This window comes from Limnohabitans planktonicus II-D5 (genome assembly GCF_001270065.2).
Lineage (GTDB): Bacteria > Pseudomonadota > Gammaproteobacteria > Burkholderiales > Burkholderiaceae_C > Limnohabitans_A > Limnohabitans_A planktonicus.
In genome coordinates, this window is the sequence record NZ_LFYT02000001.1 from 1 (window position 1) to 14,347 (window position 14,347).

Genomic DNA, 14,347 nt, shown 5'->3' on the forward strand with positions numbered 1-14,347 from the left:
GTCGCTCACCGAGTCGCTTGCATTCAGGCTGTTCAATGCGGTGTTGGCTACGTAAGTCCAGTTGCCTTGTGCGTCGATGCTGAACTTGCCATGCGTTCCGGCGACATCAGTCTGGGCCTTGAAAGTCTCGGCACTGTCTACGTCAGTGACCGTCAACTTGCCGTTTGTGCTCAGGGCTGCGTTGGTTTCGTCCAATGTCACTTCAGCGCTGCTGAGCACAGCCGCGTCGTTGGTGCCAGTGATCGTTACTTTGACGCTGGTCTTTGTGCCGTCAGCAGATTCCACGGGGAACGTGTCGCTCACCGAGTCGCCTGCATTCAGGCTGTTCAATGCGGTGTTGGCTACGTAGGTCCAGTTGCCTTGTGCGTCGATGCTGAACTTGCCATGCGTTCCAACCACATCGGTCTGCGCTTGGAAGGTCTGTGCGCTGTCCACGTCGCTGATCGTCAGCTGTCCGCTGGTGCTCAGGACTGCGTTGGTCTCGTCCAGAGTCACTTCAGCGCTGCTGAGTACAGCCGCGTCGTTGGTGCCAGTGATCGTGACTTTGACGCTGGTCTTTGTGCCGTCAGCAGATTCCACGGGGAACGTGTCGCTCACCGAGTCGCCTGCATTCAGGCTGTTCAATGCGGTGTTGGCTCCGTAGGTCCAGTTGCCTTGTGCGTCGATGCTGAACTTGCCATGCGTTCCAACCACATCGGTCTGCGCTTGGAAGGTCTGTGCGCTGTCCACGTCGCTGATCGTCAGCTGTCCGCTGGTGCTCAGGACTGCGTTGGTCTCGTCCAGAGTCACTTCAGCGCTGCTGAGTACAGCCGCGTCGTTGGTGCCAGTGATCGTGACTTTGACGCTGGTCTTTGTGCCGTCAGCAGATTCCACGGGGAACGTGTCGCTCACCGAGTCGCTTGCATTCAGGCTGTTCAATGCGGTGTTGGCTACGTAAGTCCAGTTGCCTTGTGCGTCGATGCTGAACTTGCCATGCGTTCCGGCGACATCAGTCTGGGCCTTGAAAGTCTCGGCACTGTCCAGGTCAGTGACCGTCAACTTGCCGTTTGTGCTCAGGACTGCGTTGGTCTCGTCCAATGTCACTTCAGCGCTGCTGAGTACAGCCGCGTCGTTGGTGCCAGTGATCGTGACTTTGACGCTGGTCTTTGTGCCATCAGCAGATTCCACGGTAAACGTGTCGCTCACCGAGTCGCTTGCATTCAGGCTGTTCAATGCGGTGTTGGCTACGTAAGTCCAGTTGCCTTGTGCGTCGATGCTGAACTTGCCATGCGTTCCGGCGACATCAGTCTGGGCTTTGAAAGTCTCGGCACTGTCTACGTCAGTGACCGTCAACTTGCCGTTTGTGCTCAGGGCTGCGTTGGTTTCGTCCAATGTCACTTCAGCGCTGCTGAGCACAGCCGCGTCGTTGGTGCCAGTGATCGTTACTTTGACGCTGGTCTTTGTGCCGTCAGCAGATTCCACGGGGAACGTGTCGCTCACCGAGTCGCTTGCATTCAGGCTGTTCAATGCGGTGTTGGCTACGTAAGTCCAGTTGCCTTGTGCGTCGATGCTGAACTTGCCATGCGTTCCGGCGACATCAGTCTGGGCCTTGAAAGTCTCGGCACTGTCTACGTCAGTGACCGTCAACTTGCCGTTTGTGCTCAGGGCTGCGTTGGTTTCGTCCAGTGTCAATTCAGCGCTGCTGAGTACAGCCGCGTCGTTGGTGCCTTTGATCGTGACTTTGACGCTGGTCTGTGTGCCGTCAGCAGATGCCACGGTGAACGTGTCACTCACCGAGTCACCCACGTTCAGGCTGTTCAGGGCCGTGTTGGCTATGTAGCTCCAGTTGCCTTGCGCGTCGATGCTGAACTTGCCATGCGTGCCTGCCACATTGGTCTGCACTTGGAAGGTCTCGCCGCTGTCCACGTCAGTGAGCGTCAACTTGCCGCTGGTGCTGAGGGCTTCGTTGGTTTCGTCCAGGGACTCCACAGCGCTGCTGAGCACTGCGGCGTCGTTCGTGCCGTTGATCGTGACTTTGACGCTGGTCTGTGTGCCGTCTGCCGAGGCCACGGTGAACGTGTCACTCACCGAGTCACCCACGTTCAGGCTGCCGAGGGCCGTGTTGGCGGTGTAACTCCAGTTGCCTTGTGCGTCGATGCTGAACTTGCCGTACGTGCCAGCTGCGTTGGTCTGCACCACGAAGGTCTCGCCGCTGTCCACATCGCTGATGGTCAGCGTGCCGTTTGTGCTCAGGGCTTCGTTGTTTTCTTCAAGCGCCACCAGTGCGCTGCTGAGCACTGCGGCGTCATTCGTGCCGTTGATCGTGACTTTGACGCTGGTCTGTGTGCCGTCTGCCGAGGCCACGGTGAACGTGTCACTCACCGAGTCACCCACGTTCAGGCTGTTCAGGGCCGTGTTGGCTATGTAGCTCCAGTTGCCCTGCGCGTCGATGCTGAACTTGCCATGCGTGCCTGCCACATTGGTCTGCACTTGGAAGGTCTCGCCGCTGTCAATGTCGGTGACCGTCACCTTGCCGCTGGTGCTGAGGGCTTCGTGGGTTTCGTCCAGCGTCACTGCAGCGCTGCTGAGGACTGCGGAATCGTTCGTGCCGTTGATCGTGACTTTGACGCTGGTCTGCGTGCCGTCTGCCGAGGCCACGGTGAACGTGTCGCTCACCGAATCACCCACGTTCAGGCTGTTCAGAGCCGTGTTGGCCGAGTAGCTCCAGTTGCCTTGCGCGTCGATGCTGAACTTACCATGCGTGCCTGCCACATTGGTCTGCACTTGGAAGGTCTGTGCACTGTCTACGTCAGTGACCGTCAACTTGCCGCTGGTGCTGAGCGCTTCGTTGGTTTCGTCCAACGTCACTGTAGCGCTACTGAGCACGGCTGCGTCGTTGACAGCAGTGATGCTCAATTGTTGACTGGCGGAGGTCACCGCCACGCCGTCACTGACGCCATAGCTCAGGACAACAGCGCCGTTGTAGTTGGCGGGAGCCGTCAGGGTGTACGTGCCATCATTGTTGGCAACAACTTGAATCACAAGACCAGCATCGCCTTTGGCCGTCAGGTTGACGATGCTGAGATTTTGGTTTTCTGCGTCTGAATAGCCCTTGAGCAAATCCGAAGCTTTGATGATCGTGGAGCGGTCTTCGACGCCATCCACCAGGACCGCCTTGGCACCTGTCAAAGCGGGAGCAAAGTTGCCTGCGCTGTATTCAAATTTGATTTGGGATGGTGCCGACTCGTTGCCCGCTCTGTCGATTTGGCGCAGTGTCAGAACAAATGCACCCTGCGGCACTGCAACAGGCGTTGAGGGGCCAGAAATCTGGGCACTCCATGTTTTCCCGTTGTCAAGGCTGTACTGCCAAACAGCACCTGCTTCGAGACCCGTGACCGTGATCATCACATTGGGTTTTCCTGCGCCTCCAACGGGGTCCGTATGGGGTGCAATCTGCGCGCCAATGGCACTGACTGTGCTGTCGTAGGTGATGGCCGCAACACCAGAGGCCACGGGTTTTTGAGTCTGAGAATCCGTGACAGTGACCGTGATGGTGGCTGAACCATCTTGCGTGAAGGTCGGTAGTTTGATGTCGACGTAGCCACGGGCTACGTCTTCGGGCGTCACGATGACCGTAGTGGGTGCCCGACCTTCTTGCGTCAGTTGGATCGTATCGCCAACTTTGACCGTGTTGGCCAGTGGCTTCAAATCAATCCGAACAGAGGGATCGGCCACATGGGTGAGCAAGGCCGAGCCATTGAGACTGGTGTCGCTGAAAGGCGCAAGTTTGAAGTCGACAACTTTATTGCCTTGCGAAACAAACTTCAGCAGCGCCGTCAGACTCTTGAGTGCCTCTGCGGACATGGTGCCGCCCAGACTCAAGATGTTCGACAGATCATCTTGGACGAGCTTTTGGAATTCGTAAATGCCTTCCAAAGAGTCAGCGCTGAAGGTGTTGCCTTCAGCGATCAGGCTGACTGCATCGCCCGACAAGCCTGTCACCGAAGAGATGATGGACACATCATTGAGTGCAAAGGGCTTTTGCGCTCCGCTTGCAACGTTGGCGATTTGCTGGGTCAATCCGCCAATGATCTTGCTCATGGCGTCCTGGAGCGACAAACCAGGGTCTGAAGCACGCATGGCAGACGATGCCGTGATCAGCAAATTGGCCACTTGCGCAGCTTTGATTTGCAAAGCCAAAGCCAGGCTTTTTTGCTCAGCAGTGCCCGACATGGCAGCAGCAATTGGATCGAGCGTCAGCAAGTCTTGGCTGTCTGGAATGCCCAGGGCCGTGCGCACGGCCTGCATGGCCTTGGCCGCAGACATGCCGGGATTGGCTTCAATGAAACTCTGGACCAGTGTGGTCAGCGGATTGATGACGGTGGCACCCGATGGGGCACTCAATTCGATATCAAAATCACGATTGGTAGATATGTCCTTACCACCCGATGCCACCACTTTGCTGGCTCGTTTGAGCAATTCGTCGTCAAATGTGTAGCGCCCCAAAGGATCAGTTTCTGTCCATGCGATGACATTGCCATTGGCATCAAGGAGTTTGACCGTTGCTCCAGCAATGTAGCCGTCGGCCACGATGCCGTTGGCATACAAAACAGCTTTGGCCACTATGGCTGCGGGGCCACCACCCGCAAACAAGGAGTTGAACAAAAGGCCGCCACCCATGACCGCGAAAGGCGAAAAACCTGTTTCGCCAATCTTGAGGTCAGTCCATTCAAAGCCTTTGGCAGCACCTTCTGAACCTGCGTTGGCCTGCAGGGTGCTTTGTGAAGCAGAAAGAGACTGCGAGGACTCAAGCTCTTGCTCAAGTGCCAGACGCTGCTCCGGGTCAATGCCCCGGGCTTGTGCGGTGATGGCCAGCTCTTCATTGATCAGGTCTCGCAGCAGCGCAGCAGCTTGCGCCGGGTCGAGTTCTTCTTGGCCTTCTTGTGCAATGGTTTGCGTGGCGTCAAACTGCTCCAGTTCTGCATCGACGTCCACCAATGAAGCATCCGTGGCTTCTGCCTCGCGATTCGCAGTCTGCGCCTTGACATGCTCCGCAAACACATACAAGAGTGCTACTTGCAGGCTGGCGCGTGTGACATCTGACTTGGCGGCACCCAATAGCGCTCTGGCTCTCTGCATCAGAGAGCGCAGTGTTTTGACTTGCAAAACAGATGAGCGTTGAGGTGTGGTCAAGGTGCCTGATTCCGTGGTTGATATGATGACTTTTGATGAAATTGCTGAATTTGGACGAATATTAGCATGACTTTACGAAGTTCAGTAGTTTCCGCAGAATTTATTTTAAATTGATAAAAGTAGTGAAAATATTCCAAAAAGTTAGAACTAAATGAATCAATTTAATTTGACTGACTGAAGAAAACAACCAGACTTCAGCTTGATATCATTGCTAAAATCAAAAAACGACAAAGATTTCTATCAAATCAACAAATAGCTATTTGCACCCAATATACTGACAACATGGCACTACGACCCTTTGATTTTTTGGCAATGACAGCCTTTATGCTGACAAGCGGGGGGGTCATCTCGACTGCATGGGCGGCCAGCTCCGAAGCTCTACCTCCTTTGAAATCTCAGGCTTCGTCGTTGGTGGGTGCGAACAACGAAGACAGCGCTCGATTCAGTCAGCACGTTCAGGCTGCATCGCAGGCGACGCAAGAGCTTCAAAACGGCTTCAACAAATTACAGCGTCTGTGCACCTATGGCACTGCACAGCCCCCTCCTGCGTCCAAACAGGCATCCGAAGAGCTGAGGCAACCATTGGCCAAAGCAAAATCCGAACTGACTGACGTGCAAGCGCTTCTTCTAACGACAGCGAAAAATTTTTCTCAATACTCTCGTATCAGCAAGAACGGTTACTGCCAATACATGCCTCAATTGGGGCCCCTGGCTGCCCTGTGCGAGGGCTACCGCTTTGACAGTCTGAAATTCAATCTGGCTTCACGCGATATGCAACGCTTGACGGCCGATGCCCACCAGCGACTTCACTTGTATGAGCAGTTCGCCAAGCTGGAAGACCAAGGCTGCGCGCGCCAGGGCTTCACTTCGAAGTTGTGGGAGACCGAATCCACCTTCCTGTGGCCCACCGTGATGAAGTCTCCCGCCGTGTTCAAGTCCACGCTGAGCCATGTTCCCGCCCATTGAACATTTGGCTGGGCACAATTTGTGGAACAGCATTCGCCATGCAGCGAACAACTGGATGGCACGTTCCGGTGGTCTTTGGCTGGCCATTTTGAGTTTGATCATGCTGATCACCACGCCTTGGTGGGTCGAAAAAGCCATCACCAACGCGATGCAAAGCAAAACCCATCAAAGTGCTTTGCAATATGCGCAGCAGTTGTCAGCGCGACTTGACGCCGCACAAACCCACTACGACAGAGCCGTGTCGGCAACGGACAGTCCGCGAGACGATTTTGAGCCCATCGCTCGCCAATGGCTCAAGAATTCATCCCATGTTCTGCGTGTGCAACTGCTTGATGCCAATGGGCATGTGCTCAAGTCGTTCACGCGACAAGAGGGGGACGCCCATGATCCAACCACATTCAAACCGCTCAATCGCATCTCACTGGCTCACGCCCTGGAGCTGCAAACCCCCACTTACAGCGCCCTGTACAAGCAGCACGACCAACAGGTGGTTGATTTGTTCATACCGCATGACGGGCCATCGCCAGTGGCTTATGTGTTGACCCTCGATACACAGCCTTGGACACAGGTGACCGGCGAAAACAAGGAAACATTGCTGACCGTCGAAGTGGTGCCCTATCAGACCCAAAACTTCTTGGATGTTTCCCGCTACATCCTGAATTTTCCGGAATGGGAAGGTCTGTGGTCTTTGCAATTTCAATCCGCCGATCCGATGCTGGGCATACTGTCAGCCCTGCGCCCGGCTTTTTTTGTTGTCACGTTGATGGTTATTGTGTTGTTTTTTTTGCACTGGCGGGATTTCCAGCTTCGACAAAAGACAGAAGCCCAATTACAAAAACAATCGCGCTTGTTGGACCAACAAAGTCGCCTGAGCATGCTGGGTGAAATGTCGGCCAGCCTGGCCCACGAAATCAACCAACCCCTCACATCGATTGCCAATTACGCCGTCGCGGGTCAGTTGCAGCTGCAGCGCCATGACGCGCAAAGCCCCGTGCTGCCCTTGCTGCAAAAAATCCAGGAACAAAGCCAGCGCGCAGCGCAAGTCCTGGTGGCCGTGCGTGGCATGACACAACCGGGCCCCATGGATGTCGCTGAAGTAAATTTACAAGCCCTGTTTTTTCGGATGGAGCCACACTTGCTATGGCTGTGCTCACAGCACCAGGTGGCACTGCACATTCAGTGTGATGCGCAATGGCGAACACTGCTTAACCCGATTTTGTTTGAGCAAGTCATCTTGAATCTGGTGAAAAACAGCATTCAGGCACTCGACAGCATCACACACAGCAGCAAGCGCATTCGCATCCAGGTCACAGGTGACCAGGAGATGTTGCACATTCAAGTTGCGGACAATGGCCCGGGCATTCAGCCCGAAAATGTGCCTCGGATTTTTGACTCCTTTTTTACCACCAAAGCCCAGGGGCTGGGCATTGGGCTCAAGCTATGCCGCTCGGTCATCGAACGGCTGAATGGTCGGCTGACCCTGAAAAACAACAGCCCCAGAGGCGTTGGCTTCATGATCAGTTTGCCATTGCTCAGCGACACCACCCAACAGGCGCAACCCACATGAAGGCTCATATTTTTGTCATTGAAGACGATGCCGAATTGGCCCAAAGTCTGAAGGTGCTGCTGACCTCGGCAGGCGCAGAAAGTGTGCGTTGCTTCGAGTCACCCACGCAATTCATCAAAATCTATCCAGACCTCTCCTCTACGTTTCAGGAACAGGGATGCGTGCTGATGGACATACGCATGCCAGACATGACGGGCTCCGAGCTTTTTGCGCTCATGCAAAGTCAAAATTTTCCATGGCCCGTGATCTTCATGACAGGCCATGGAGACTTGTCGATGGCCGTGACTTTGATGAAGGCCGGGGCATTTGACTATGTGACCAAGCCATTTGATCCCATGCGACTGCTTGAAAAAGTGCAAGCTGCCATGCAACTGTCCAATTCGAGGGTTGCTGACCAGGTGTTCAAGCGCGAGCACCTGGCCAGGCTCCTGTCATTGACACATCACGAGAGCCAGGTGTTTGCCCGCATCCTGAACAACCAGACCAATCGCGAAATTGCCGAAGTGATGGAAAACAGCGTGCGCACGATCGAAACCCATCGCGCCAACATTTTGAAAAAAATGGGCAAATCCTCCGCCCTGGAACTGGCCCAAATCCAGGAACGCTTCAAGCTGCTGGGTGGAATGACACCATTCCCCATGACGCAGCCTCATTGAGACCTGACTGACGCATCTGCACCAATAAGCGCTGCAGTGCCGACCTGAAAACGTCTACGTCATTCAGTCGCGAACAAACAAGGTCACCAGTGGGTCGGGGCCGAGCTGACGGCTCCAGTGGCCGTGAATGGCCGGATCAAACGTGGCACCTTCGGGCAAAGTGTCACTCGAATAGAAAAATTCCCCCGGGCCAAAGATGCGTGAACTGCCGTCTTGCAACAAGATTTCCATCTGCCCGCTGAGCACAAACAGCCATTGCGTAGCACCGGTGCAATGAAAGCTGCTTTGAAAACCCACAGGACTTTGACGCAATTGGTAGCCACCGCTGGGCAACAAAGGCGACAACTGGCTTTGGGGCGTGCCTTCGGTCAACTCGACCGTTTCATCGCGAAACCGCGCACGTCCGTCGGTGTCGGTGAACAAAATGACTTTTTTCAGGGTGCTCATGGCAAGGATTTCAAGAAAGCTGCAAAGCCCGATTGTCGCCGAGTCAACAGCCGCGCAAGGCGCTTCTGGCATAGTGGTCTTCGACTCAGATATGGCCATGCACCCTTCCAACCCACACGAGGCAATATGAGCATCCCGTCTTTGAAAATCGTCTTTCACGGCCAGAATGCGGCCAATTTTCGTCACGACTTTGAGACCCTGATTGACCCCGCACACCAGTTGCTGGACCTGAGCGACGCACTCGATCAGGCCGGTGAACGCGAGCATTACGAAAGCGCCGATGTGGTGATCGGCATCCAACTCAACGACAGCATGCCCAGACCGCTGAAGGCCCGCTTGTTTCATGCCCCTGCGGCAGGCACCGATGCTGTCAACATCGCCTTCCTACCCCCCGCATGCACGTTGGCCAATTGCTTTGGCCACGAAAACGCGATCGCCGAATACGTGATCGCCGCACTGCTGATGCGCCATGTGCCCCTGGCACGCGCCGATCAGGATTTGCGTGAGCAACGCTGGACCTATTGGGCCGGTCGCCCATCGGCTTTGCGCACCGAACTGGGCACGCAAACTTTGGGCCTGTTGGGATTTGGCCACATTGCACAGACCTTGGCACAACGCGCCAAAGCCATGGGCATGCAGGTGCTTGTGGCCAACCGCAGCCCCATCAGCCATCCGGTGGTGGACCGCAGCTGGACCCTGGACGCCCTGCAGGACTTCATGGGCAGTTGCGATGCCGTGGTGGTGTGTCTGCCCTTGACCGACAACACGCAAGGTCTGGTCGATGCGCCCGCAATAGCAGCCATGCGGCCGGATGCGATGCTGCTGAATGTGGGCCGGGGTGCGGTGATCGATGAAAAGGCCTTGTACCAAGCCCTCAAAAACCATCAGATTGGCGGCGCGGTGATCGACACCTGGTACCAGTACCCCACCCCCACGCAACCCGAGTGCGCGCCATCGCAGTTTGATTTCGCATCGCTGGACAACGTGCTGATGACGCCCCACATGTCAGGCTGGACCACCGGCACAGTGCGCCGCCGTCAAGAGACATTGGCCGACAACATTCGACGCTTGAGCCAGGGCGAAGCATTGATCAACGTGGTGCGCGGGCCGCTGACCTGACCCCCTGGTAAGAGTGGCGCCCTCGCCGCGATTGAGCGTCCGCAGCCCCCCATCGCTCCGAGGGCGGGGCTCCCACAAGTTATGGATTCGGCCCCATGAAATTTTCAATGATCAAAGAAGTTGTAGGTCGGCGCTCGAAGACCCCGACATGGGCCTGTGGCAAAACCCATCATGTCGGCCCCTGCGATTGGCGACCTGCGAGATGACATTTCTCACATATTTCAAACTTCAACGTGCCGGATCAATAAGCAAAAACCCGTTTCAACTGCTCTGGCGCTGCACGATCTCAAAGCCCAAATCCAACTGCGGCACGGGTGGTGTTTCGCCTCGCATCAGGCTCAGCAGCATCTGCGCTGCAGCCTCGCCAATGCGCGCACGTGGCGTTCGCACAGTGGTCAAGGGGGGCAGCATCTGATCGCTGCCAGTGAGGTCATTGAAGCCCGCAATCGCCACCTGCGCGGGCACCGAAACGCCCAGGCGCAAAGCGGCCATCAGGGCACCTTGCGCCAAGTCATCGTTGCAAAAAAAGACCGCATCCACCGCCGGGCGCTGCTGCATGATTTGCTCGAACAAGATGCCACCCAAGGCCAAGGACGATGGCGCGGGGTTCAAAAACTCGAGCGTGGGCTCGTAAACGCCCGCCTCTTGCAAGGCGCTGCGCCAACCGAACAGGCGCTGCATCACGCGTGGGTCCAATTGCGCCGCGGCAAATGCGATGCGCTTGCGGCCTTGCGCCAGCAGGTGGCGCGTCATGGCTGCGCCTGCATCGGTCTGACGAAAGCCCACGCAATATGGCGCGTCTTCGCGCTGTGCCGCAGGCAGGTCCATCAGGTGCACACAGGGCACCTGGCTGCTGTGCATGAGTTTGCGGGTGGCCGGGTTGTGGTCCAGGCCTGTCACCAAAAGACCTGCCGGGCGATGCAGCAGTTGCTCGCGCAGCAGTTGCTCTTCTTCACTGGAGTCGTAATGGGTCACGCCCATCAGCGTCTGGTAGCCCCCTGCCCGCAGGGTTTTTTGGGCCGAGTCCAGCAAATCCACAAACAAAGCATTGGACAGGAGCGGGATCAGGATGGCCACATGGTTGCTGCGCTGCGAAGCCAGCGCCCGGGCCGCCGGGTCGGGCACGTAACCGAGTTTGTCGGACACCGCCTGCACCCGCTCGATCAGAGCTGGGTCAACCGCCCTTTCACCACGCAAGGCCCGTGAGACGGTGCTGGGACTGACGCCAGCGGCGCGGGCCACATCGCTGAGCGTGATGCGGCCAGTGGATCGGTGGCTTTTCAAGGCTGTTTTGGCGGGAATGGGGGCGTTGGGCAAGGGTTAATCCGGAGAAGAATTCGAGTTGGACATCTATAGGATAGCGCTATCCCAAAGTTTTTCACAAAGATTTTGAAGATGCGTGGAAAACCCTGATCCGCAAGCGAAATAATCATATTTTCGTTCTAAAATTTTTTTACCTCTTCGGACAGCGCTGTCCGATACTGATTTCTGACTGGAATAATTGACGTGTCCAAACCCGATGTTCTGGCTGTAGCCAAACTCCACCCCTTCTATCAACAAGCGCTGGAATCGGTCTACACCGTGCACGACCGCACCCACATCACCGACCCCACCGCCTTCGCAGCCTTGGCCCCGCGCATCGTGGGCGTGGCAGGGACTGGCGAAGCCAGCGTGCCCCGCAGCCTGCTGGCGCAAGTGACGAACGCCAAAGTGGTGTCGGTATTTGGCGTGGGCTACGACGGCGTGGATGTGGCGGCTGCCATCGAACACGGCATCCCCGTCACCCACACCCCCGATGTGTTGACCGACGACGTGGCCGATCTGGCCATGGGCTTGGTGCTGTCGGTAGGCCGCACCATCCCCCAGGCCGATCAGTTTGTGCGGGCAGGCCAGTGGCCCAGCGGCCCCATGGCTTTGGGCCGCAAGGTCTCGGGGGCCCGCTTGGGTATTGTGGGTTTGGGGCGCATTGGCAAGGCCATTGCCCAACGCGCCAAGGGTTTTGGCATGTCGATTGCCTACACCGCCCGCACCGAAAAGGCCGATTCCGGTTTCAAATTTTTCCCCTCTGCTGCCGAGCTGGCCGCGAACGTGGATTTTCTGGTGGTCATCACGCCAGGGGGCGCAGGCACCAAGCACCTGATCAACGCTGAAGTGCTCAAGGCCCTGGGCCCACGCGGCTTTTTGATCAACGTGGCGCGTGGCAGCGTGGTCGATGAAGAGGCGCTGATCGCGGCCCTGCAAAACGGCACCATCGCAGGCGCGGGTCTGGATGTGTTTGCCAACGAGCCCCATGTGCCCGAGGTGCTCTGGACCATGAACAAGGTGGTGATCACACCCCACATGGCCAGCGCCACCACCGAAACGCGCCAAGCCATGGCCGATCTGGCTTTTGCCAACATGCAGGCCGGTATTTCAGGCCAGCCCTTGCGCACGCCCGTGCCCGAGTGCATGAGCATGGTGAAGTGAGCGGCGGCATCCCAACATGAGCAACATGCCATTTCGCCTGATCGTCATGGGGGTGTCCGGTTGCGGCAAGTCGACCATGGCCGCCGCCCTGGGCGAGCGCCTGGGTCTCGACATGGTGGACGGTGATGACCTGCACCTGCCTGAAAGCGTGGCCAAAATGCGTGCGGGCATTGCCCTGCAAGACGACGACCGCTGGCCCTGGCTGGACCGCATAGGCGCTTACCTGTCCCAGCCCGCTGCCCAAGGCCGCGTTGTGGCCTGCTCGGCGCTCAAGCGCGTGTACCGCGACCGCATCCGCGAACAAGCAGGCGATGTGTGTTTTGTATTTCTGGATGGCGAATTCGATTTGATCCAACAACGGATGCAGCAGCGTGTTGGCCATTACATGCAGCCCGGCTTGCTGGACAGCCAGTTCCGGACCCTGGAAAAACCCCAGGCCGATGAGGTCGATGTCATCCGCCTGCCCATCACCGAGTCGGTGCAGGACATGGTCCAGCAAGCGCTTCAGGCTTTGCAGGCTCGCCTGCACCCTGCCCTCTGAGTTGTAAGAAAGCCCCCTCATGTTCATCCGCTGCGCATTTTTCCAAGGCCAAGTCAAACCCGGCATGGAGGACGCCTTCAACCGCTACATCCGCGAAAATCTGGTGCCCCTGTGGACCCGTTTTCCGGGCGCGCAAGAAGTGCGTGTGTTGCGCCAGGTCGAAAGCGACGTGAATGACCCGCACTTTGGCATGGTGCTGTCGGTGCGCTACCCCAGCCGCGAGGCGATCGAGATCGCCCTGGCCTCAGAGGTGCGCATGAAGAGCAAAGAAGTGTCCAAGGACATGATCGCCATGTTCGATGGCACCGTGTTTCACACCGTTTTCAGCGCAGATGAATACGCGCTGCCCACCGATTGAGTTTCGCGACAGTCCTTTACTTCAACCCGGAGACAAACCATGAAACTTTCCCGCATCCTGCTCGCCTGCCTGGTCGCCGCCGTCGGCTCCAGCGCTTACGCTGCCAAGTTCAACCTCAAAATGGGCCACGCGGTCAACGCCACCGACGGCCAGCACGCCGCCGCCCTCAAATTGGCCGAGCTGGTCAAGCAACGCACCAACGGTGATGTCGAGATCACCGTGTTCCCGGCCAACCAGCTGGGCAACGACGCGGCCATGATCAACGGCACACGCGGCGGCACGATCGACATCGTCTCCAGCGGTGCCTCCAACTTCAACGGCATCGTGCCCAACACCGCCGCGATGGAACTGCCCTTTGTGTTCCGCAGCGCGCAACACGCCTACAACGTGCTCGACGGTGCGGTGGGCACGGGCGTGCTCAACGAATTGTCCCCGCACGGCTTGAAGGGCCTGGCCTATTGGGAAAACGGCTGGCGCGCTTTCACCAACAACAAACGTCCCGTGAACAAGCCCGATGACCTCAAGGGCTTGAAGATCCGCTCCACACCCAACCCGTACCACATCCAGGCCTTCCGCCTGCTGGGCATGAACCCTTCGCCCATGCCGATTGCCGAGCTGTACACCGCCCTGGAAACCGGCACCTTTGACGCCCAAGAGCATCCGATCAACGTGACCTGGTCGTCCAAGTTCTACGAAGTGCAAAAGCACCTGACGGTGAGCAACCACGTGTACTCACCCCTGGTCGTGGCCATGAACAAGGCCAAGTTCGACAGCCTGCCCGCCAATTACCAAAAAGTGATGGTGGATTCGGCACGGGAAGCCGCCAGCTTCCAACGCAGCCTGAACGCGTCCAACGCGGGCAAAGTGGTGGCCGACTTGAAGAAGTCGGGCATGCAGGTGATCGAGAACGTCGACATGGCCCCCTTCCAGAAGATCGTGTCGGCCGAGATTGCCAAGACTTTTGGTGAGAAAAACGGCCCAGCTTTGCTCAAGGCCATCGAAGACACCAAGTGATGATTTGACCGATAACACGCCCCCTCTTTGGAGGGGGCTTT

At 57.2% G+C, this 14,347-nt stretch carries 11 protein-coding genes; 8 read left to right on the forward strand and 3 right to left on the reverse strand.

Annotated elements, in window-relative coordinates; all coding sequences use genetic code 11:
- On the reverse strand, nt 1-5,172 hold a 5,172-nt coding region (locus tag H663_RS00720; protein WP_133239928.1), incomplete at its 3' end, for a VCBS domain-containing protein.
- Between the two features lie 690 nt (nt 5,173-5,862).
- On the opposite strand from H663_RS00720, the gene H663_RS01110 reads away from it, so the two are divergent.
- Genes H663_RS01110 through H663_RS41210 form a run of 3 tightly spaced genes read left to right on the forward strand, consistent with a single transcriptional unit; the run spans nt 5,863 to nt 8,361 of the window.
- Nucleotides 5,863-6,138: a hypothetical protein gene (locus tag H663_RS01110; protein WP_165803831.1), complete on the forward strand. Its 276-nt coding sequence runs from the start codon at nt 5,863-5,865 to the stop codon at nt 6,136-6,138.
- A complete protein-coding gene (locus tag H663_RS01115; protein WP_053169779.1) occupies nt 6,122-7,705 on the forward strand; it encodes a sensor histidine kinase in 1,584 nt (527 codons plus the stop codon). Before H663_RS01110 ends, H663_RS01115 begins: the two co-directional genes overlap by 17 nt.
- Nucleotides 7,702-8,361 carry a response regulator transcription factor gene (locus tag H663_RS41210; protein ID WP_053169780.1) on the forward strand — a complete coding sequence of 220 codons (660 nt, stop codon included), beginning with the start codon at nt 7,702-7,704 and terminating at the stop codon, nt 8,359-8,361. The genes H663_RS01115 and H663_RS41210 overlap by 4 nt, the downstream gene beginning before the upstream one ends.
- Nucleotides 8,362-8,424: 63 nt before the next feature.
- Here the strand turns inward: H663_RS41210 and H663_RS02670 are convergent, their stop codons facing one another.
- Nucleotides 8,425-8,808 carry a cupin domain-containing protein gene (locus tag H663_RS02670; RefSeq protein WP_053169782.1) on the reverse strand — a complete coding sequence of 128 codons (384 nt, stop codon included), beginning with the start codon at nt 8,806-8,808 and terminating at the stop codon, nt 8,425-8,427.
- Nucleotides 8,809-8,934: 126 nt separating this feature from the next.
- Here H663_RS02670 and H663_RS02985 point away from each other — a divergent pair, with 126 nt between their 5' ends.
- On the forward strand, nt 8,935-9,927 hold the full coding sequence (locus tag H663_RS02985; RefSeq protein ID WP_053169785.1) for a 2-hydroxyacid dehydrogenase: 993 nt from the start codon (nt 8,935-8,937) through the stop codon (nt 9,925-9,927).
- Between the two features lie 261 nt (nt 9,928-10,188).
- Here H663_RS02985 and gntR read toward each other — a convergent pair whose 3' ends face one another.
- A complete protein-coding gene (gene gntR / locus H663_RS03015) occupies nt 10,189-11,244 on the reverse strand; it encodes an HTH-type transcriptional regulator GntR (RefSeq protein ID WP_053169787.1) in 1,056 nt (351 codons plus the stop codon).
- Nucleotides 11,245-11,433: 189 nt separating this feature from the next.
- On the opposite strand from gntR, the gene H663_RS03060 reads away from it, so the two are divergent.
- The 4 genes from H663_RS03060 to H663_RS03180 are packed head-to-tail and all read left to right on the forward strand — an operon-like array spanning nt 11,434 to nt 14,306.
- Nucleotides 11,434-12,393, forward strand: coding sequence for a 2-hydroxyacid dehydrogenase (locus H663_RS03060; RefSeq protein ID WP_053169790.1), 960 nt, complete (start codon nt 11,434-11,436; stop codon nt 12,391-12,393).
- A gap of 16 nt (nt 12,394-12,409) precedes the next feature.
- Entirely contained in the window at nt 12,410-12,934 is a 525-nt protein-coding gene (locus tag H663_RS03070; RefSeq protein WP_053169792.1) for a gluconokinase, read from the forward strand.
- A gap of 19 nt (nt 12,935-12,953) precedes the next feature.
- Nucleotides 12,954-13,292 (forward strand): hypothetical protein, encoded by a 339-nt coding sequence (locus tag H663_RS03075; protein ID WP_053169794.1) that lies wholly within the window; start codon nt 12,954-12,956, stop codon nt 13,290-13,292.
- A 39-nt stretch (nt 13,293-13,331) separates the two neighbouring features.
- A complete protein-coding gene (locus H663_RS03180) occupies nt 13,332-14,306 on the forward strand; it encodes a TRAP transporter substrate-binding protein (protein ID WP_053169796.1) in 975 nt (324 codons plus the stop codon).
- The last annotated feature ends 41 nt before the right edge of the window (nt 14,307-14,347 follow it).